The sequence below is a fragment of the Marinobacterium mangrovicola genome, from assembly GCF_004339595.1.
Lineage (GTDB): Bacteria > Pseudomonadota > Gammaproteobacteria > Pseudomonadales > Balneatricaceae > Marinobacterium_D > Marinobacterium_D mangrovicola.
This window is the reverse complement of the sequence record NZ_SMFU01000007.1, coordinates 1,387,795-1,408,373: the sequence shown is the minus strand read 5'-3', so window position 1 is coordinate 1,408,373 and position 20,579 is coordinate 1,387,795. Positions and strand designations below refer to the sequence as shown.

The 20,579-nt window shown below is 57.7% G+C and carries 14 protein-coding genes; 7 read left to right on the top strand and 7 right to left on the bottom strand.

The genetic code is table 11. From position 1 onward, the window contains the following. Positions 1-20 precede the first annotated feature (20 nt). From CLV83_RS07265 to CLV83_RS07245, 5 genes are all read left to right on the top strand, one after another. Complete coding sequence (locus tag CLV83_RS07265) at positions 21-1,262, top strand: sensor domain-containing diguanylate cyclase (RefSeq protein WP_132289541.1); 1,242 nt, start codon at positions 21-23, stop codon at positions 1,260-1,262. A gap of 56 nt (positions 1,263-1,318) precedes the next feature. Further along, positions 1,319-2,113 (top strand): transglutaminase domain-containing protein, encoded by a 795-nt coding sequence (locus CLV83_RS07260; RefSeq protein WP_132289538.1) that lies wholly within the window; start codon positions 1,319-1,321, stop codon positions 2,111-2,113. Between the two features lie 104 nt (positions 2,114-2,217). Next, positions 2,218-3,258, top strand: a complete 1,041-nt coding sequence (dctP, locus tag CLV83_RS07255) for a TRAP transporter substrate-binding protein DctP (protein WP_132289535.1) — start codon at positions 2,218-2,220, stop codon at positions 3,256-3,258. Beyond that, on the top strand, positions 3,258-5,825 hold the full coding sequence (locus CLV83_RS07250) for a sensor domain-containing diguanylate cyclase (RefSeq protein WP_132289532.1): 2,568 nt from the start codon (positions 3,258-3,260) through the stop codon (positions 5,823-5,825). Before dctP ends, CLV83_RS07250 begins: the two co-directional genes overlap by 1 nt. An 89-nt stretch (positions 5,826-5,914) precedes the next feature. After that, complete coding sequence (locus CLV83_RS07245) at positions 5,915-6,937, top strand: sodium:calcium antiporter (protein WP_132289529.1); 1,023 nt, start codon at positions 5,915-5,917, stop codon at positions 6,935-6,937. An 87-nt stretch (positions 6,938-7,024) separates the two neighbouring features. Here CLV83_RS07245 and CLV83_RS22580 read toward each other — a convergent pair whose 3' ends face one another. The 5 genes from CLV83_RS22580 to CLV83_RS07225 all read right to left on the bottom strand — a co-directional run bounded on the left by CLV83_RS22580 (position 7,025) and on the right by CLV83_RS07225 (position 12,094). Continuing rightward, the gene (locus CLV83_RS22580) at positions 7,025-7,189 is read right to left on the bottom strand and encodes a hypothetical protein (protein ID WP_165900253.1); all 165 of its coding nucleotides are present in this window, start codon (positions 7,187-7,189) and stop codon (positions 7,025-7,027) included. A gap of 2 nt (positions 7,190-7,191) precedes the next feature. Further along, positions 7,192-8,559: an ammonium transporter gene (locus CLV83_RS07240; RefSeq protein ID WP_132289526.1), complete on the bottom strand. Its 1,368-nt coding sequence runs from the start codon at positions 8,557-8,559 to the stop codon at positions 7,192-7,194. An 18-nt stretch (positions 8,560-8,577) separates the two neighbouring features. Further along, positions 8,578-9,420, bottom strand: a complete 843-nt coding sequence (eutC, locus tag CLV83_RS07235; protein ID WP_132289523.1) for an ethanolamine ammonia-lyase subunit EutC — start codon at positions 9,418-9,420, stop codon at positions 8,578-8,580. Then, positions 9,420-10,856: an ethanolamine ammonia-lyase subunit EutB gene (locus tag CLV83_RS07230; RefSeq protein WP_132289520.1), complete on the bottom strand. Its 1,437-nt coding sequence runs from the start codon at positions 10,854-10,856 to the stop codon at positions 9,420-9,422. Before CLV83_RS07230 ends, eutC begins: the two co-directional genes overlap by 1 nt. A gap of 434 nt (positions 10,857-11,290) precedes the next feature. Then, positions 11,291-12,094 (bottom strand): helix-turn-helix transcriptional regulator, encoded by an 804-nt coding sequence (locus CLV83_RS07225; protein WP_132289517.1) that lies wholly within the window; start codon positions 12,092-12,094, stop codon positions 11,291-11,293. Between the two features lie 107 nt (positions 12,095-12,201). Here CLV83_RS07225 and CLV83_RS07220 point away from each other — a divergent pair, with 107 nt between their 5' ends. Then, positions 12,202-13,656, top strand: coding sequence for an MFS transporter (locus CLV83_RS07220; RefSeq protein WP_132289515.1), 1,455 nt, complete (start codon positions 12,202-12,204; stop codon positions 13,654-13,656). A 94-nt stretch (positions 13,657-13,750) separates the two neighbouring features. On the opposite strand, the gene metH is transcribed toward CLV83_RS07220, so the two are convergent. After that, positions 13,751-17,470 (bottom strand): methionine synthase, encoded by a 3,720-nt coding sequence (gene metH / locus CLV83_RS07215; RefSeq protein WP_279387517.1) that lies wholly within the window; start codon positions 17,468-17,470, stop codon positions 13,751-13,753. A 296-nt stretch (positions 17,471-17,766) separates the two neighbouring features. On the opposite strand from metH, the gene CLV83_RS07210 reads away from it, so the two are divergent. Beyond that, a complete protein-coding gene (locus CLV83_RS07210; RefSeq protein ID WP_132289510.1) occupies positions 17,767-18,918 on the top strand; it encodes an iron-containing alcohol dehydrogenase in 1,152 nt (383 codons plus the stop codon). 368 nt (positions 18,919-19,286) lie between these two features. Here CLV83_RS07210 and CLV83_RS07205 read toward each other — a convergent pair whose 3' ends face one another. Further along, positions 19,287-20,402, bottom strand: coding sequence for an HD-GYP domain-containing protein (locus CLV83_RS07205; protein ID WP_132289507.1), 1,116 nt, complete (start codon positions 20,400-20,402; stop codon positions 19,287-19,289). Positions 20,403-20,579: the final 177 nt, after the last annotated feature.

Genomic DNA, 20,579 nt, shown 5'->3' with positions numbered 1-20,579 from the left:
CAGGCTATTCGTACTCCTTGATGGATAAGCTGGCAATCTATTACCTGCCTGCAGCAGGTACCCTCGTGGGGTCGTTGGAAGGACTCTTGACCCAGGCCGGGCTCGCTATTGAGTGGTCCTGCTGTAGCGCGATCAGTGAGACCCCGGTGGGCGCGCTGATTCTGTTGGTCGACGCCGATCTCGAGCAGAAAGAGCAGGCTCTTTTCGCTGCGCGGCGGGTCATTCTTCTTGCCGAAAGCACCGACTTTGCGGCTTCGATCCGTGCGGTTGAGGGTGGTGCACTAACCTGTTTGCCGATCAATGATCTGGAAAGAATCGCGCTGGAAATCGTTGCTCTGGAAACCCAGCGCCGGCGTGAGCCGGAAAATGTAGCGGACAGCGGCATGCTGCAGACCGTGATCGATGCGATCCCGGTACCGATCTTCTTCAAGGATGAGCACCATGTTTATCGTGGCTGCAATATCGCCTTTTCCGAGTTCATCGGGCTTCCCCTGAACAAAGTCGTTGGCCATTCGGTTTACGATGTAGCCCCCGCTGAACTGGCAGATCGGTATTATCGCGCCGACTGCGACCTGCTGGCCACGGGTGGCCACCAGCGTTATGAAGCGCCGGTTCGTTGTGCTGATGGTCAATTGCGTGAGATTGAATTCAATAAGGCGGTATTTTTCCACCCGGATGGTCGTCCGGCCGGTCAGGTCGGAGCCATGCTTGATGTGACCGAGCGCAAGAAGTTGGTCCAGCAATTGGAGGTCGCGTCGCTGACCGATCCCCTGACCGGAATCGGCAATCGCCGTCAATTCACGCTGATGGCCAAGGCAGCTGTCAGTGAACACCGGGGGGCAGAGCTCCCGTTGAGTCTTCTCCTGCTGGATGTGGATTACTTCAAATCGATTAATGATAACTTCGGTCACGCGGTAGGCGATCGTGCACTCCAGTTTATGGTCGCAAAATGTGCTTCGCTGCTGCGCGAAGAGGATCATCTGTTCAGGGTTGGCGGTGAGGAGTTTTATGTGCTGCTGGCAAAAACTGAATTGGATGAGGCGGCAGGCGTTGCCGAGCGGCTTTGCGAATGCCTGCGCAACTCAAGCTTTGCTGCTCGCGGTGCCCAGGTAAAGATGACCGTTTCCATTGGCGTGGTTGAAGTAGCGATCGACCGGCCGCTGGAAGAAAACCTCTCATTAGCGGATAAACAGCTCTACCGAGCCAAACGGGAAGGGCGGGACCGTGTTTGCGTAGCCGATACCCGCGAGGACACGGTTTAAATCCCGGGCAGGATGGTCCAAACTGGCACAGCGTTAACCATCGAAGCGGAGCATTCATGTGGTTGCAGACTAGCTGTGAGCTGAAATTCGATATCACCTTTCCGACCCCTTTCATCTTGATGCTGAGAGCACGTAGTGGTGCCCAGCAGTGGGTATCGCGGGAGGAGTACCGTATCGAACCCAATGTACCTGTGTTCGAATTCTCCGATGCCTACGGTAACCTCTGTCAGCGCCTTGTCGCACCGCCGGGGCCGTTCTGCATCGCCACCCGTACCGATGTAAAAACCTCCGATGAAATGGACCGGGGTTTTGGTGCGCCCTTTATCGAGATTCAGAATCTGCCGGATGCGGTGCTGCACTACCTGTTACCCAGCCGCTTCTGCGAGTCTGACCGTTTCGGTGATATGGCTACGGAAATCACCGCCGGCTGCTATCTCGGATACGATCAGGTCGCAGCGATTGAGGCCTGGGTGAGAAACAATATCCGTTATGAGCCGGCCACCAGTGCGGTGCCTGCTTCGGCGGCGGAAATCAACCAGCGTGGCGCCGGAGTCTGCCGCGATCTGGCTCACCTCGGCATAGCCCTGTGCCGCAGTCTCAGCATTCCCGCACGCATGGTCGTCGGATATCTGCATGAGCTTTATCCCATGGATCTTCATGCATGGTTTGAAGCGTATGTGGGCGGGCGCTGGTACACCTTTGATCCGACCCAGCCCGAGCTCAGAGGTGGTTACGTCACCATCGGCTACGGTCGTGACGCCGCCGATGTGGCGATCTATAACCAGTTTGGCCCGCCGGTGATCCCGATTGTGCAGCATGTGGAGGTGCAGCGGCTGGCCCGGCCCGATTGAACCTGTAATTCAGATCAATCTTTGTTGTATCTAAGGCGCCGCAGCGTTCATCCCGCGTTGCGGATGCAATAGAATTGTCGTTTTTAGCGGACAAGGAAACGGGGATGAAACGGCTGCGCAAGACTTCATTCAATCTGCGTTCAACAATCGGTGTCACTGCTGTCCTTGCAATGGCTTCGCTGTTTTATACCCCTTCCAGTAGCGCCCAGACCTACCTGTTGCGTATTTCATCGGAAAATACTCCCAGTCATGTGCAGACGCGCGCGCTGAGCCGCTTTGCCGAAAGCGTCGAAGCGGCCAGTGACGGCCGTATCGATGTGGAGTTCTACCATAGTGCGCAGCTGTTCCGGGACCGCAATGTCATCTCCGCGCTGGCTGCCGGCAAGGTGGAAATGGCGGTGCCTGGCACCTGGCAGCTCGATCGCTTTGTGCCGGACATGGGCGTTTACATGTTGCCGCTGTTCTACGGTCGTACGGTTGAGCAGCACCACCAGGTACGTGATGGTGCCCTGGGTGATGAGATCAGCCGGCGCATAGAATCCGACCTGGGAGTGCATGTGCCAGGGCGCTGGCTGGATCTGGGCTATGCCCACCTTTTCTTTACCGATCAGCAGGTGCGCCGCCACGAGGATCTAAAGGATCTGCGTATCCGGGTGCCGGGCGGTATCGCAAACGCGGCGCGCATAGAGGCCTTTGGCGCCAAACCCACAGTGATCGCCTGGCCTGACCTTCCTCAGGCGCTGCGAGACCGGCGTGTGGCCGGAATGATTACTACCCATGAGACGGTGCGCAGTGCTGAGCTTTGGGAGAGTGGCGTCAGCTACGTGTTTGAGGACAAGGAGTACTTTGCGCAGTATGTGCCGCTGATAGGGGGGCGTTTCTGGCAGGGGTTACCCGATGATCTGAAAGCCGTGATCGACAGCAGCTGGGAACAGGTCGTGGACCAGGAACGTGAGGACGCCATCGCTTCGCAGAACGAGGCGCGTGAGACGCTGGCTTCGCAGGGGATTCAGATCGCCACACCGGATGCCGATGCGCTGGCAAAGTGGCGCCTCATCGCCCGGGAAAAAGAGCCGGAGATCGTACAGCAGGTCGGTATCGATCCGCAGTTGGTGATACAGGCTGAAAACGAGTTGGATAATTGATGAAGAGCCGCCTGTTGCGTCGTATTCCAAAATCCGGGCATGTCAAAACGCCGGGTGTTCCAGTAGTCAGCGTGCTTGTAGTGCTGCTCTTTGCCATGGCTGTGGGGTTGTTCTGGGGGCTATATTGGGACTATCGACAGACCCTGGAGAAAGCCGGAGGACGGCTGCAGCTCCAGGTCAGAGCGTTCACCAGTGCTTTCGATATGGCGTTTGTGGGTGCCGACCATACGCTGCACTCCGTGCGTGAAGAGATGGAAAGGTACGAAGGCCCGATCGCTGAGATGCCGGGGCTGAGGCGACTGATGTTCCGACATATTCTGGAATCATCCTACCTGTCCAACGTCAGTTTTTACGACCCGGACGGTAGTACGGTGATCTCCGTGGGCGAAGGTACAGGTAGCGACGGTATGCCGGTATCGCTGGCGCAGATGTTCGACCAGCGGATTCAATCCCAGATGAACGTACGTAATGGCCACCTTTCGGCCGCAGTGCTTGTGGGGCGTCAGGGGGAAGAGCCGCTGGGTGTTTTGGTGGCTGAACTGGATCGTGAGGCTGTGCTGGCGCAACTGGAAACCGGCGGGTTGTACTCCCACCAGCAGCTCTTCATGGTCGACGTGAACAACCATGTAGAAGCTATCTATGACCAGCCCGATGCGGCGGAAGCCGCCAGTAGCCTGATTCAGGATCTGCACCTGGCGGGCTTCGATACCCGTAATCAGGTGATCGAAAGCGGCGGCCGTTTGGTTGCGATCCGGCAGGTGACTCTGCAGCCGCTGCGAGCCATTGCAGTGCTGGATCGTCGCCATGTGCTGATCCCCTGGGCACAACGTTCCGGTATTGCCGTTGCTGGATTTACACTGCTGGTGCTGCTCTCTGTGGCATTTATGCGTTACTGGCAACGCAGCGCCCGGCGTGAGCGCGAGGCCAATAATGAGCTTTATCGCCTTTACCAGGCGGTGGAGCAGATGCCGTCTGCCGTGATGGTGACCGACCTCAGCCGTCGCATCACTTACGTTAATCGCAGTTTTCTCGAACGTTCAGGCTACCGGCTGGATGAGGTGATCGGTGAGACACCGGATTTCCTCGTCTCCGGGCACACGCCGGCAGCGACTATCGACCATATGAAGCAGACGCTGGAGCGCGGATGCACCTGGGAAGGTGAGTTCATCAACCGGATGAAGGATGGCAGCGAGCGAATTGAAGAGCTGCTGATCTCTCCGGTCCAGGATGTGGATGGCCGGGTGTCCTGCTATATCTCGATCGGCACCGATGTGACCGAAAAACGTGATGCAGAAAAGCGTCTGATACGCTATCGCGAGATCGTTAACGTATCCGACGAGTTGCTGGCGATGCTGGGAACCGATTACCACTACCGGCAGGTGAACCGTCGTCATATGGATTATCTTGGCCTCTCCCGCGAAGAGATTGAGGGCCAGCACGTTAAATCTCTGTATGGCCAGCAGGAGTTCGAACAGGAGATTAAACCGTTTGTTGACCGCATTGCCCAAGGTGAGCGCATCGTTCAGGAAAAGTGGATCGAGTTTAGCGGTGTTGGCAAGCGGTTCATCCGGGTAACGGGCAAGCCTGTTATCGATGCGGGTGAGACAATCGATACGGTAGCGATCAGTATGGTGGACCTGACCGAGCGTCGGGAATCAGAGGAGGCTCTGAGCCTCAGCGAAACCCGTTTCCGGGCGCTGTCAGAAAACCTGCCTCAGGGCTTGTTTGAAACCGATAGCGAAGGCCAGATTCTCTACGCTAACCGGCGCTGTAGCGAAATTTTTGGCCGTGACCTTAAGGAGCTCGACGCCGAAACCTGGGTGAGCTCTCTGGCCGACGAGGATCGTCAGAGAGTGGTCGATAGCTGGGAGGCTTGCATCGCTGCAGCCCAAAGTCAGTGGTCATCCCAGGCGCGTTTGTTGACTCCGCAGGGGGAGCAGCGTTGGGTGGCTATCTCCGCCAAACGCTACCAGGGCAGTGGCCATGGTTTGCAGCGTTATATTGGCACGCTGCGAGACATCACTCAGGAAACTGAAAGCCGGGAGCTGCTTGAGCGCAAAAATATCGAGCTGGAGCGTCTTTCCACCACCGATATGCTGACCGGCTTAAGCAACAGGGCCAATATTGAGTATGTTCTAGAGAAAGAGGTTCACCGTTTCGAGCGTTATGGAGCCTGCTGCGCCGTCATTATGATGGATGTGGATCACTTCAAGTTGGTTAACGATACCTGTGGCCACGCGGTGGGTGACGAAGTGTTGCGCCGGATCGGCAAGCTGCTGAGTCAGTCGACACGCCGCAGCGACCACGCCGGACGCTGGGGCGGGGAAGAGTTTATGCTGGTCTGCGCCCATACCACAGCGGAAGGGGCATACCAGCTGGCGGAAAATCTGCGCCAGAAGATCGCCGACACCGAGTTTCCGGTGATCGGTGAAAAGACCTGCAGTTTTGGTGTTGCCGCTATCAAACCGGGTGACAGCGTCCGCGAACTGCTCAGTCGCGCCGATGCGGCGCTGTACCGGGCGAAGAATGCAGGTCGTAACCGGGTGGATATCGAAGTGCTCAATTGAGCCCCAGTCTCGTTCCTTGAGTGCTCAACGCCCTGGAAGTATCTGCTAGCCTGAAAACAGCAGAGAGTATCCAGAGCGGGGAGCGCTGAGTGGCAGACGATGGAACACTCACGGCCAGTATTCTGATTTTTGCCAGCGGTGCGCTGGCAATCATGCTGTTCGGAACACGGATTACCCGGGTAGTGGATCAGCTTGCGGACAGGACTGGTGTGGGAGAGGCCGTTGCCGGCGCGCTGTTTCTTGGCGCCGCTACCTCGCTGTCTGGTTCTGTGCTTTCGGTTACGGCAGCCTGGAACGGTCACCCGACGCTTGCGGTGAGTAATGCGATCGGTGGCATCGCCGTGCAGACTTTATTTCTGGCTGTAGCAGATTGTTTTTATCGCCGCGCTAATCTTGAGCACGCAGCGGCCTCGGCCCCTAACATGCTGCAGAACGCACTGCTGATCGTACTGCTGGCGCTCATTCTGCTTGGGCCCATCACGCCGGATCTGACCTTCTTTTCTATTCATCCGATCACTCCTGTGCTCTTCATCTTCTACATCTACGGTATCAAGCTGGTTCAAAGTGCATTTGAGCGCCCCATGTGGCTGCCTTCCCGGACACGAGAAACCCGGGCCGACGAGCCCGACACCCATAACCGACATGTGAGCCTGGGGAGGCTTTGGGGCGAGTTCGTTGTATTGATGCTGGTGCTCGGACTTGCCGGTTGGTGGCTGGAGCCAGCAGCCGCGAATATTGCCGCGAAAAGCGGCATAGGCGAAACGGTAGTAGGGGTATTACTGACGGCTATCAGTACGTCGATTCCGGAGTTGGTTACCTCTGTGGCGGCGGTGCGCCGTGGGGCGCTGACACTGGCGGTGGGCGGCATCATTGGCGGCAATGCCTTTGATACGCTGTTTACCGCAGCATCAGATATCGCTTACCGGCCGGGCTCGATCTACCATCATATCCCGCAGGAGACCATTGTGTGGCTGGTGTTAACGCTACTGATGTCCGGCGTGCTGCTGATGGGGCAGATCCGCCGTCAGGAACAGGGGCCGGGCGGTATAGGGTTTGAGAGTGTCGGCGTAATCGGAATTTATGTGCTGGGTTTGGTGTTGATGCTCGGCTGACAGATATACGGCAAGCAGCGGCTATCGCGAAAAAAAGCCGCGACCCGAAGGCGCGGCTTTATGACTACTTACGCTGGCGTTATTCGATCACTTGTGTGCTTCGAATGCCTCGTTTTCGTGCTTCACGATGGAGCCGATCAGGCCGCCAACGATGCCAACCACGCCGACCGCAAACAGGACCAGTGCCATCGGGTTGTCAGCAAAGGTGAAATAGGCGCTTACATTTTCCCAGCTGGTAATTGATGTACCCATGATTAGACTCCTTGCGGCTCGGTGTTAGCCAGTTTGTTAGGAACCTCGCTCGGCACGGATGCCGGAGTGGAGGATTCCGGGTAAGGCTTGGCGATCAGTTCGACTTCGTCGATACCGATTACTTCCGCTTTCTCCGGTACACGCAGCATGTTGGCGGCTTTCAGGGCAGCGGATACCGCGTAGCCCGGGATGAAGCCCAGCAGTACCATCACAACCGCACCGGTCAGCTGACCGACGAAGCTGATAGCAGGCAGGTCGCCTACGTTCGGAGTACCGCCAGCGAAAACGCCCACCAGCACAACAGCAACGAAACCGGTGAAGCCGTGTACCGCAACAGCGCCAACGGCGTCATCGATACCGCGGTTTTCCAGGAACTTGGCGAACCATACTGCCAGCAGACCCATGCAGGTAGCGATGATGAAGGCCAGCGCCGGATCGTACAGGTCGAGACCCGCAGCGACGGAGATGATGCCGACCAGGCCGCCGGACATGGTCCAGAACGGATCGCGAGTGGCGACGTAGCAGCCGATGATACCGCCGGCAAAGCCCATCAGGGTGTTGAAGGCGAAGGCAGACAGGTTGGTCGGGTTACCGTAGATGGTGGTCCAGCCGGTTTCACCGCCGTTGAAGATGATGCAGCCACCGAGGAAGCCGAAGAAGCCGAAGATGATCATCATCAGACCGATCAGGGTCATCGGCAGACTGTGCGGAGCAATGGTCTGTGCGACGCCGTTGATGAACTTGCCTTTACGGGCGCCGAGGTTCATCAAAACACCCAGGGTGAAGAAGCCGGCAACGGCGTGAACGACACCGGACGCGCCGAGATCATGGTAGCCCATTTTGGTCAGCAGCCAGCCGTCCGGATGCCAGCCCCAGGCACCGGCCAGAATCCAGGCGCCGCTACCGAGCACGATGGTAAGAATCAGGAAGGAGCTGACGCGGATACGTTCGATAACCGCACCGGACAGGATCGAACCTGTGGTGGCACCGAACAGCGCAAAGGCCGCCCAGAAGATACCGCTACCCATATCCTGAACGTCCGGACCCATGCTCTGCGACCAGGGCAGGGCGAAAGAGGCGTCGATCGGGATCAGACCGTTCGGCATCGCGTTGTAGATCCACCAGCCAAACAGGTAGAAGGTCGGAATAATCACCGCGAGGGCGAGAATGTTTTTGATACCGGCGGCCAGCGCGTTCTTGCTGCGCGAAGCACCCATTTCATAAGCCAGGAAGCCCGCGTGGATCATGATCATGATCGCGGTGCACCACCAATAGAACACCTCGACGTTCATTGACTGGTGCATCTCGAATACCGCTTGCTGGGCATCAAGAGCAGCCTGCAACGACTGCAGGGTTGGAGTTTCATCCATAGTACTGTCCTCGGTTTTTTAGGGTTTTACGTCTGAAATCAAAAAGTTTTGTTGCGTTTGCGCACCGTCGATCACCGGCTCTTCGGAGCGCTCTTTCAGCTGCACACCGGATAGCTGCATCCGGCGTGATTCCTTCAGCAGGTACATCAGCTTGCGTACCGCGTCGGGGTAATCCAGGCCCGCCTTGCGGACGTTGGAAATACAGTTTCGGCGGGCATCGTTCAGGCCCACACGCGGGTCCCAGGTCAGGTAAAGACCCAGGCTGTCGGGAGAGCTGAGCCCCGGACGTTCACCGATCATCACCAGCACCGCGCGGGCGTTAATCAGATCGCCAATTTCATCTCCGATCGCCACGCGGCCCTGGGTGACTATGCTCAAAGGTGCCACGCTCCACTCTTCGGCATCGTCCTTCAGCGAGGCGCAGAGTTCTGAGAGAAACGGCAGGGTGTTTTCGGCAATCGCGCGGGAGGAGAGGCCATCGACCACCGCTATCGCCAGGTCATAGGCACGGTGGTTGCTGAAGGAGTACTGGCGTAACAGTTCGGCGGAGTTCTCATCCAGACGGCGGCCCAGGTCGGGGCGCTGCAGGTAGGTGGGGCGATCCGGTACCCGGCTCTGCAACGTATGGCAGGGATCAAGCCCGCAGTCGTAAATCAGTGGATTAAGCTGTTCCAGCAGCGCCGCCACATCCAGAGGCTGGTGCACCGCGTCCTGTGCCAGGGCATGGGCGAGCTGAAAGTCGAGCAGCTCGGACGTGGGCAGGCTCACCCCAGCACGGCCGAGGCCGATACGTGCATCGGTATAGCTGCGCAGTGCCTGCCAGGGGTTGGGAGTGACGAACTGCTTATCGGTCTGGCTCATCAGTGGTTGCCTCCCAGTGCACGCTGCAGGGGTTTAACAAAAGAAGCGGGAAGCTCGGCGCTGGGCGTGAAGCGACCGGCGTCCTGGAAAATCTGCATCCGCGTCAGCCACTGCTCAAACTCCGGAGCCGGTTTCAGGCCCAGAGCGCGGCGAGCGTAGAGCGCATCATGGAAGGAGGTGGTCTGATAATTGAGCATGATGTCGTCGGAGCCGGGGATCCCCATGATGAACGTGCATCCGGCGACTCCCAGCAGCGTCAACAGGGTATCCATATCGTTCTGATCGGCCTGGGCGTGGTTGGTGTAGCAGATGTCGCAGCCCATCGGCAGACCGAGCAGTTTGGCGCAGAAATGGTCTTCCAGACCGGCGCGGATGATCTCCTTGCCGTCAAACAGGTACTCGGGGCCGATAAAGCCGACCACGGTATTAACCAGCAGCGGCTTGAACTTGCGGGCGACCGCGTAGGCGCGGGCTTCACAGGTCTGCTGGTCCAGGCCATGGTGGGCATCGGCCGACAGTGAGCTGCCCTGGCCGGTTTCGAAATACATAACGTTGTCGCCCACGGTACCGCGTTTCAGCGACAGGGCGGCGTCGCGAGCCTCGGCCAGGTTGGCGAGATTGAAGCCGAAGCTGGAGTTGGTGGCTTCAGTACCGCCGATAGACTGGAACACCAGGTCCACGGGAGCGCCTTGTTCGATCGCTTCAAGCGTATTGGTTACATGGGTGAGGACGCAGGACTGGGTCGGAATTTCATATTCCTGAATGACCGCATCCATCATCTGCATCAGTTTGGTGGCCTGGGCGACGTTATCGGTTGCCGGGTTGATACCGATCACCGCATCGCCATTACCGTAGAGCAGGCCATCGAGAATGCTGGCGGCGATACCGGTGGCATCATCGGTAGGATGATTGGGCTGGATGCGGGTGGAAAGGTGGCCCGGCAGGCCGATGGTGTCTCTGAATGCGCTGGCGACATGGCATTTTTTTGCGACCAGTATCAGGTCCTGGTTACGCATTAACTTGCTTACCGCAGCAGCCATTTCCGGCGTGATACCGTCGCGCACGCTGGTAAGCACTTCGCTGCTGGCTTCATCGCTGAGCAGCCAGTTCCGAAAGTCGCCTACCGTCAGGTGAGAGATCGGTGCGAAAGCCTCGGCGCTATGATCGTCCATGATAAGACGGGTGATCTCGTCCTGTTCGTAGGGGATCAGCGCTTCCTGCAAAAACTGCTTCAGCGGTACCTCGGCGAGTACACGCTGGGCGACGGCTCGTTCCTCGGCGGATTCGGCGGCGACACCGGCAAGCCGGTCACCGGAACGGGCGGGAGTGGCCTTGGCCATCAGCTCTTTAAGATCAGAGAACTGATAGGTGCGGCTACCCAACATATATTTGTAGCCCTGGCTCTGGGTAGTTTGTGACCCGGATGTCGCTACCATGGAAAAACCTCTACCGACCGCTTGGCCCCTAAAAAATATACTCAGGGGAATTTTTTGTGCTCAGTAGTGTATTTGCAAAGTAGATACCAAAACGGTATCGCAAATTGGCAAAATCGTTTTTGTTTAATAAAAACAATTGGCTATAGATGTTTTTCTGTATGTATACGAACAGGAAGGGCTGTTTTAACGGCGACACGCGCAGTCGTTGAAGCGACCTGGATGCACTTATTGGGTGCGGCATGCATCATCAAGTGCAGTATCCGTCAGCTATGTAACCTCAATAGAGTGCATTAAAGGTCAAAGAGTAGAGCAGGTGGCTTGCTAGGTGAATAACCGGCAAATGCCTGAAGGGAGCGCCCACTGGAGGAACTGTAAAAGTAGATCCGCCTGCTTCTTTGCAACGGGGATGAACGTCGTGAATAACTCGATTTGGTTCAGGCGGAGGATATAGTGCCGCCTTGTTGCGGCATGTAGATCACCAGTCGCAGGTGTCGATCTTCATCGATGGTCAGAGAGGTATGCTCGTATGACTCAGCTTTACCATTGAGCATCAACCGGCGCACGCCCGTGCAGGGGGCATGGACATCGTGCTGGCGCCAAAATGACTTGAACTCGGGCGAGACCCTTTCGAGTTCGTCCACCAACTCCTTAATATCGGGTTCATTTGTGGCGCGTGCGAAGTCACGGCGGAAACTCGACAGCATGAGCGGTACCTGCTCGTCCCAATTGACGAACAGTTCGCGCAGCGTTGCATCGGTGAACAGTAGCCAGAGCAGGTTGCGCCGTTCCGGGGGATGCTTTTCAAAGCTGAAGACCCGCTCGGCGTGCGCATTGAATCCCAGTACGTCCCATCGCAGATTGAGCACAAAAGCAGGATGCGGCAGATCGTGCATTAGGCGGCGCACCATCGGCGGTAGTACGCACCAGGTTTTTCCCGGTTCGGCCGGCGGGCGCTCATGGGCCAGCAAGAACAGATGACGTCGCTCTGCCGCATTCAGCTTGAGTACTCGAGCCAGACTGTCCAGAAACGCCGCCGAAACTCCAATGTCACGTCCCTGTTCCAACCAGGTGTACCAGGTGAGACCAACACCGGCTAGTGCCGCGACCTCTTCCCGGCGTAGTCCCGGGGTGCGACGACGGCTTCCGCTGGGCAGGCCTACTTCGGCAGGTGATAGCCGCTCCCTGCGTGCACGCAGGAAGTCAGCCAGGTCGTGACGGGTTCGCTTGAGTGTTCGCATCGTTATCGAGTTGCTTTTAGTAATAGTATAAATGGTTAAATTGTAACCCTTTAAAAGGGCGGTGAGAATGATCGCATCTGAAGCCTGGATAACACTGGAGATACTAGATGAGATCAAATTTCTGTCCTTCCGCCATGGCCGCGCAGGCTATCAGTAGCCCACCCTGGCTTGGTTTGTCGGTGCTGTTACTGGCGGGCTTTGTGACAATTTTCGACCTGTTTGTAGTCAATGTCGCCATTCCCAGTATGCAGGCCGGACTGGGAACGAGCTTTGCGCAGATAAGCCTTATCGTTGTCAGTTACGAGTTGGCGTTCGGCGTTATGCTGATTACGGGTGGTCGGCTGGGCGACCTGTTTGGCCGCCGGCGCCTGTTTGTTATCGGTATGGCAGGCTTCACCCTGGCGTCAGCGTTATGCGGACTGGCGCCCAGCGCCACCTTCCTGATCGGCGCGAGGGTGTTACAGGGGCTGGCGGCTGCTTTGCTGTTCCCGCAGGTTTATGCCTCCATCCGGGTTAACTTCGATGCAAACGACAGCTCCCGTGCCTTCGGTCTGCTGGGTATGACACTGGGGCTGGCTGCTATTGCTGGCCAGGTGCTGGGTGGATGGCTGGTATATATCGACCTGTTTGGGTCGGGCTGGCGCAGCATTTTTCTCATCAATGTGCCTATCGGCCTAATCGCCATCGCAATGGCGCGTCACATCCCAGAATCCCGATCTCCGCAGCGCTCGGCCCTGGATTGGACGGGCGTTGCGTTGGTCAGCACGGCGCTTACGCTATTACTGGTGCCGATGATCGAGGGAGCCGGACAGGGCTGGCCAGCCTGGAGCCTATGGGCGTTGTGTGCCGGGGTGCTCGTTCTCCTGCTGTTTTACCGGCAACAGGAGCGGAGGCGTATTGCTGGGCGACTACCCTTGGTGAATATGGGTTTAATCACAGAGCGACGTTTCGCACTGGGCGCTGTGCTGGTGCTACTGGTCTATTCAACGTCCAGTTCATTTTTTCTCTGTTTCGCTCTGCTGGTGCAGAACGGGTTAGGGCTTGATCCGTTTATCGCAGGGAGCATCTTTGCCCCCTGCAGCCTCGGCTTTCTACTGGCATCCCTGGCTGCTCCAGGTCAGGTGGCGCGCTTGGGTTCCCGTGCCTTAGTCTTTGGCGCACTGGTGTATGCGGTGTCGATTGGGTTGCTGATTACGCAGGTATATCTGGCGGGTGCAGCGTTGGAACCGACCAGGCTAATTCCTGTATTGATAATGGTAGGCGCCGGACAGGGCATTATCATGACGCCGCTGCTTAACCTGGTGCTCGGCTTTGTCGAGGAGTCGCAGGCAGGGATGGCATCGGGTGTAATTTCGACGGTTCAGCAGGTCGGCGCGGCATTAGGTGTGGCGGTGGTCGGTATTTTGTTTGTTGCGGAGCTGGGAGCTGATCAGGAGATGGGCGTGCAAGCGGGTCAGTATGTATCGGCCTTCGTTGCGGGGATGCTATACAACCTGGTGGCAGCTGTACTGGTTTGCATGCTTCTGGCGATGATGAGCCGAACCTGGTGTGCTGGCAGATAGGTGGGTGGCCAAGGCGGACCTTAGAGATCTGACGGCCATAAAACAAAAACGGCGCGGGGATTAGCCCGCGCCGTTTGATCTTTCTTATCGGTTATCAGCCCTGTTCCGGCTCGTAGCCCAGGTTCGGCGCCAGCCAGCGTTCGGCTTCATCCATGCTCATGCCTTTGCGCTTGGCGTAGCTTTCGACCTGATCTTCGCTGATCTTGGCTACACCAAAGTAGGTGGAGTCAGGATGGCTGAAGTACCAGCCGCTGACCGCGGCGGTCGGCAGCATGGCGTAACTGTCGGTCAGGGTCATGCCAGCGGTGTTGTCCACGTCGAGGAGTTCCCACAGCAGTGCCTTCTCGGTGTGATCCGGACAGGCGGGGTAACCCGGTGCCGGACGGATGCCGGTGTAGCGCTCGCGGATCAGATCGTCGTTCTCGAAGCTCTCTTCGGCAGCGTAGCCCCAGAACTCTTTACGCACGCGCTCGTGCATGCGCTCGGCAAAGGCTTCCGCCAGACGGTCGGCCAGCGCTTTGATCATGATCGAGTTGTAGTCGTCGTGATCGGCTTCATACGCGGCGACGATCTCGTCGATACCGATGCCGGCGGTCACCGCGAAGGCACCGACGTAATCCTCTTTGCCGCTCTCTTTCGGTGCGACAAAGTCGGTGAGGCACATGTTCGGCTTGCCTTCGACCTTCTGCATCTGCTGGCGCAGGTGATGCAGGCGCATCTTCACGGTATCGCGGCTGTCATCGGTGTAGAGCTCGATATCGTCGTGGCCGACAGAGTTGGCCGGGAACAGACCGATGACGGCACGGGCCTTGAGCTTCTTGTTGTCGATGATATCGCGCAGCATCACCCTGGCGTCTTCATACAGCTTGCGCGCTTCTTCGCCGACGATCTCATCATCGAGAATGCGCGGGAAGCGGCCGGCCAGTTCCCAGGACTGGAAGAACGGCGTCCAGTCGATGTAGTGGCTCAGCTCTTCCAGGTCGTAGTCATCGAACACCTGGATGCCTGGCTGCATCGGCTTCGGCGGGGTGTAGTTATCCCAGTCGATCTTGAAGCAGTTGTCGCGGGCGGCTTCGATGGTTACCCGGCGCTGGTCGTTCTGACGCGCTGCGTGACGCTCACGTACCGCGGCATAGTCGGCCTGAATCTCGGTAACGAACGCTTCGCGGCGGGTTTCCGACAGCAGGGCGGAGGCAACGCCGACAGAACGGGAGGCGTTGGTGACATGCACCACCTGGTTGTTCTTGTAGTTCGGCTCGATCTTCACCGCGGTGTGCGCCTTGGAGGTGGTGGCGCCACCGATCATCAGCGGAATGGTGAAGCCCTGACGCTGCATCTCTTTCGCTACGTGGACCATCTCATCCAGTGACGGTGTGATCAGGCCGGAGAGACCGATGATATCGGCATTCTCGTCACGGGCGGTCTGCAGGATCTTCTCGGCCGGCACCATGACGCCCAGGTCGATGATCTCGAAGTTGTTACACTGCAGCACCACGCCGACGATGTTTTTGCCGATATCGTGCACGTCGCCCTTAACGGTGGCCATGATCACCTTACCGGCGGAGCTGCTGGCGTTGCCTGCTTTCTCTTCCTCGATGTAAGGCATCAGGTAGGCCACGGCCTTTTTCATGACGCGGGCGGACTTGACCACCTGCGGCAGGAACATCTTACCGGAACCGAACAGGTCGCCGACGATGCCCATGCCGTCCATCAGCGGGCCTTCGATCACCTGAAGCGGGCGCTCATAGTTGTGGCGGCACTCTTCAACGTCTTCGTCGATATAGTCGGCCACGCCCTTGACCAAGGCGTGAGACAGACGCTCGTTGACCGGCCAGTCGCGCCACGCCAGATCCTGCTGCACGGAGGATTCAGACGCGCCGCCCCGGTATTTCTCGGCCAGCTCCAGCATCCGTTCGGTACCGTCTTCACGACGGTTCAGCACGATATCTTCAACGTGTTCGCGCAGATCTTCCGGCAGGTCGTCATAAATCGCCAGCTGGCCGGCGTTGACGATACCCATGTCCATCCCTTTCTGGATGGCGTGGTAGAGGAATACGCAGTGGATCGCCTCACGCACCTTGTCGTTGCCGCGGAAGGAGAACGACACGTTGGAGACGCCGCCGGACACCTTGGCGTAGGGCAGGTTCTTCTTGATCCAGCCGGTGGCGTTGATGAAGTCCACGGCGTAGTTGTCGTGCTCTTCGATACCGGTGGCGATGGCGAAGATGTTCGGGTCGAAGATGATATCTTCCGGCGGGAAGCCAACCTTGTCGACCAGCACCCGGTAGGAGCGTTCGCAGATCTCGATCTTGCGCTCGTAAGTATCGGCCTGGCCGGTCTCATCAAACGCCATTACGACCACGGCAGCACCGTAAAGGCGGATCTTGCGTGCCTGGGCGATAAACTTCTCTTCGCCTTCTTTCAAGCTGATGGAGTTGACCACCCCCTTGCCCTGAATACGCTTCAGGCCTTCTTCCATCACTTCCCACTTGGAGGAGTCGAGCATCACCGGCACACGCGAGATATCGGGCTCGGAGGCGATCAGGTTGAGGAAACGGTTCATCGCCGCGATGGCGTCGAGCATCCCCTCATCCATGTTGATATCGATCACTTGGGCGCCGTTCTCCACCTGCTGACGCGCCACTTCCAGCGCGGTCTCGTAGTCGCCTTCCTTGATCAGGCGGCGGAAGCGGGCGGAACCGGTGACGTTGGTACGCTCACCGACGTTCACAAAGAGGGTGTCGGCGCCGATGTTCATCGGCTCCAGACCGGACAGGCGGCACTCAACCGCCAGTTCCGGCAGTTCACGCGGGTCCTGATCCAGCAGGCCTTCGCGGATCACGCGGATATGCTCGGGTGTGGTACCGCAGCAGCCGCCGACGATGTTCACCAGGCCAGACTGGGCCCATTCGCGGATCTCGTCGCGCATCTCTTCCGGCGTTTCATCGTATTCACCGAAGGCGTTGGGCAGACCCGCGTTGGGGTGCACGGATACAAAGGTATCTGCCACGCGGGACAGCTCTTCGACATACTGACGCAGCTGCTTCGGACCGAGTGCACAGTTGAGGCCGACGCTGATCGGATTTGCGTGGCGAATGGAGTTCCAGAACGCTTCGGTGGTCTGGCCCGAAAGGGTACGGCCGGACGCGTCGGTGATGGTACCGGAGATCATCACCGGCAGACGGATATCGTGATCGTCGAAGTACTGCTCGACCGCAAAGATCGCCGCCTTGGCGTTCAGGGTGTCAAAAATAGTTTCGATCAGGATGATATCGGAGCCACCCTCGACCAGTCCGTCGACGGACTCGGTGTAGGCTTCCACCAGTGCATCGAAGGTAACGTTACGGTAGCCCGGGTCGTTCACATCCGGTGAGATACTGGCGGTACGGTTGGTTGGGCCCAGTACACCAGCCACGTAACGGGGCGTACCTGTTTTGGCGCTAACCTCGGCGCAGGCCTCTTTTGCCAGACGCGCGGCCACCACGTTGATCTCGCGCGAAAGCGATTCCATCTCGTAGTCCGCCATAGCGATCTGCGTGGCGTTGAACGTGTTGGTCTCGATGATATCGGCGCCCGCTTCGAGATACTGGCGGTGGATATCACGAATCATGGTCGGCTGGGTGAGCACCAGCAGGTCGTTGTTACCCTTTACATCCAGGTGCCAGTCGGCAAAACGTTCGCCACGGTAATCGGCTTCTTCCAGCCCCAGTGACTGAATCTGTGTGCCCATACCGCCATCAAGAATCATGATGCGGTTTTTCAGGGTGCTTTCCAGAGTGGCGCGCAGGGTGTTTGGCAAATTGGTGTCGCTCACGTGTCGCTTTCCATAGGTCCGGTTAAAACTCAGGGCGCACATTGTACTGCAAAACGACCGCTAACTCCCTGAGCCTCTCTCATTTTGTCGTGAGAACCGCTCACATATGTCGCAGATGTGTTTCAAATACATTTTATGCAACTGAGCGTTTGCAAAAGAGTGTCGGTTTTCAAGCTTTTTCCCGCTTCAGATCAACGTGTTAACCGATTTCGGTCACTACACTGGTTACCAGTGATGCAGTTGCTCTATGTGTTGGATTGCAGCATCCGTTAATGACATAAATGGAGGTACGTACCATGGCTACTCAGGAATTTTTTGTCCCCAATGTATCCCTGATGGGGGCTGGATGCTTTCAGGATCTGCCGAACCGCGTGCGCGCGCTCGGTGGCAAAAAGCCGTTGGTAGTTGCAGATAAGGGTATGACTGCACTGGGTTACACCGCACGCCTGACCGAACTACTCGGTAGTGACGGTATCGAGAGCGTGGTTTACGACGGCACCGTGCCCAACCCCACAGATACCAATGTGGAAGAGGGGCTGGCGGTTTACCGGGAACACGGCTGCGATATGCTGATCTCTCTGGGCGGCGGTAGCGCCCATGACTGTTGTAAAGCGGTAGGCCTGGTAGCCACCGGTGGCGGCAAGATTCATGACTACGAAGGTGTGGATCAGGCGAAGGAAAAACTGCCACCGTACATCGCGGTTAACACCACCGCCGGTACCGCCAGCGAAATGACCCGTTTCACTATCATCACCAACACCTCTAACCATGTGAAAATGGCGATCGTGGACTGGCGTGTGACACCGGATATCGCTATCAACGATCCGGAGCTGATGGTCGATATGCCGCCGGCACTGACCGCCGCTACCGGTATGGACGCACTGACCCACGCCGTAGAGGCCTATGTATCCACCGCCGCAACCCCGATCACCGATGCCTGTGCGCTGCAGGCGATCCGCCTGATCGGCCAGTACCTGCGGAAAGCAGTGGCCCGTGGCGAAGACATGGAAGCCCGCGACAAGATGGCCTACGCGGAGTATCTGGCCGGTATGGCGTTCAACAACGCAAGCCTCGGTTATGTGCATGCCATGGCGCACCAGCTCGGGGGTTTCTATAACCTGCCGCACGGTGTCTGCAACGCGCTGCTGCTACCGCATGTTTGCCGCGTTAACCTGATCGCCAAAACCGAGCGTTTCGCCGATATCGCCGACGCCCTGGGTGAGATCACCGAAGGACTGTCTGAACGCGAAGCCGCCATGCTGGCGATCGAATCCATCGAAGCGCTGGCGCAGGATGTGGGTATTCCCAAAACCCTGTCTGAGCTGGGCGTGAAGGAGGAAGATATCCCGACCATGGTGGAAAACGCGCAGAAAGACGTTTGCCGCCTGACCAACCCGCGTACTCTGACTGACGCGGAAGTGGCCGAGGTATTCCGCTCAGCGTTGTAAGACCTGGGTTTGTAACGCATAGAAAGGGCGCCTTGGGGCGTCCTTTTTTATTGTCGCTCTTAAAACACCTCTTATGGAGATGGTGATCGTTTAGTCGAGGCCATGCTTTTTCTCATGCCATATCGATAACGGGGCTCGAGGTCTCATGGCTATCTGAGCGCAGCAATCCATCCCCTTCGGTGCAGCCGAGCATCGGTGATCCCGGCATTCGTCGGTAGGTTTACCCAGGCTCCCTTATCGGGAGCTTGATGCAAAGCCACCTGCATAGCAGGTGGATCTTTACTCTTATCGCTATGGTTATAAGCGTGTCGTGTCTTCTGGGTCAGCATGCCGCAGCGGCTATTTTCCGGTCGCCAACTTTCCCTCACTTAATCGGAAAGCTCGGTAATAATCCGGCACGCCTCATCGAAATTACTGCGGATCGCATCGACACACTCGGGATCGAGTTTGCCGGCCCTGGCCATCCGCTCCAGTTCTTCAAGCGCATCGCTTGGTGACCAGGGCGCCTTATAAGGGCGTGCGCTGGTGAGAGCGTCGAAGATATCGGCGGCGGTGATAATACGCGCCTCGACCGGGATTTCGTCACCGAGCAGGCCGTTGGGGTAGCCAGAGCCATCCATAAATTCATGGTGATAGGCGACGATGTTCAGCATCAGCTTTGAATCGCTCAGGTGCTCCAGTTCATAGTCGCCCAGTACCTTGTGCAGAATCTGCACCCCTTTCTCGACGTGCTGCTCCATGATGACCCGCTCATCATCGCTGAGGCTGCCCTGTTTCAACAGAATTCGGTCGGGAATGCCGATCTTGCCGATATCGTGCAGCGGCGCGAAAAGATAGATGTGTTCGATTACTTCGTCGCTGAGCTGGTGTCGTTCGGCAACGGCTCTGGCGATCAGGCGTGACAGGCGCGCCATCCGTTTAAGATGAGAACCGGTTTCGAAGTCTCTCAGGTGAGCGAACTCGCGGGCCGCCTGGGCTGTGGCCAGCAGAGATTTAATGGCGCGGAACTCCGAGTCGATCGCCATCACGATCAGGTTACAGAAGAGTGCAAGATCGCGCTGGGCCTTGGCGTTGAAGCATGATGTCAGTTTGCTGTCGACAAAAATAAATCCCAGCAGCTGTTCGCCGCTGAACATCGGCATGGTGAAGGATGATTGGTAACCCTGTTCCAGCAGCCAGTCCGAGTGGGCGCTGCCCGGCGCAATTTCGCTGCTGATCTGATCGATGACACGGCAGGTTCTGTTCCTGGCCAGCTCGGACAGCGTCGGGCTGGCCGCTAGCCGGTATTCGTAAGCGTTGATCGCCTTACCTTCAGTTGTGCAGTTGATGAAGGTCTTCAACAGATCGGTGTCGGGGTCATAGAGCGCGCAGGCGATGCGGGCTATATGCGGGATGTGATCCAGCAGGTCATGGTGCAGTTGGTAGAGGCGTTCGCTCAGGGTATCGACCCTGCCGAACAGGGATGCTTGTGTGACCTGGCGCATTTGGCTTTCCCTAGTCTAAAGGTCTGTCTTAGTGTTGTTCTGCGCTTATGTCGGACGGGTTGAGGGCAGTCGCCGGCAACTCCTCTCTATCTAGAAAATGGCACCGCAACAGTGATCTGTCAGTCTTCGTTTGGGCCCGCTTGGCGATGTCCATAATCAGCCTAGATCACTGAATCT

Excerpts from the sequence above, each read along its gene's own strand:
- CLV83_RS07265 (WP_132289541.1), top strand. The coding sequence starts at position 21 with ATGGATAAGCTGGCAATCTATTACCTGCCTGCAGCAGGTACCCTCGTG.
- CLV83_RS07260 (WP_132289538.1), top strand. The coding sequence starts at position 1,319 with ATGTGGTTGCAGACTAGCTGTGAGCTGAAATTCGATATCACCTTTCCG.
- dctP (WP_132289535.1), top strand. The coding sequence starts at position 2,218 with ATGAAACGGCTGCGCAAGACTTCATTCAATCTGCGTTCAACAATCGGT.
- CLV83_RS07250 (WP_132289532.1), top strand. The coding sequence starts at position 3,258 with ATGAAGAGCCGCCTGTTGCGTCGTATTCCAAAATCCGGGCATGTCAAA.
- CLV83_RS22580 (WP_165900253.1), bottom strand. The coding sequence starts at position 7,189 with ATGGGTACATCAATTACCAGCTGGGAAAATGTAAGCGCCTATTTCACC.
- CLV83_RS07240 (WP_132289526.1), bottom strand. The coding sequence starts at position 8,559 with ATGGATGAAACTCCAACCCTGCAGTCGTTGCAGGCTGCTCTTGATGCC.
- eutC (WP_132289523.1), bottom strand. The coding sequence starts at position 9,420 with ATGAGCCAGACCGATAAGCAGTTCGTCACTCCCAACCCCTGGCAGGCA.
- CLV83_RS07230 (WP_132289520.1), bottom strand. The coding sequence starts at position 10,856 with ATGGTAGCGACATCCGGGTCACAAACTACCCAGAGCCAGGGCTACAAA.
- CLV83_RS07225 (WP_132289517.1), bottom strand. The coding sequence starts at position 12,094 with ATGCGAACACTCAAGCGAACCCGTCACGACCTGGCTGACTTCCTGCGT.
- CLV83_RS07220 (WP_132289515.1), top strand. The coding sequence starts at position 12,202 with ATGAGATCAAATTTCTGTCCTTCCGCCATGGCCGCGCAGGCTATCAGT.
- CLV83_RS07210 (WP_132289510.1), top strand. The coding sequence starts at position 17,767 with ATGGCTACTCAGGAATTTTTTGTCCCCAATGTATCCCTGATGGGGGCT.
- CLV83_RS07205 (WP_132289507.1), bottom strand. The coding sequence starts at position 20,402 with ATGCGCCAGGTCACACAAGCATCCCTGTTCGGCAGGGTCGATACCCTG.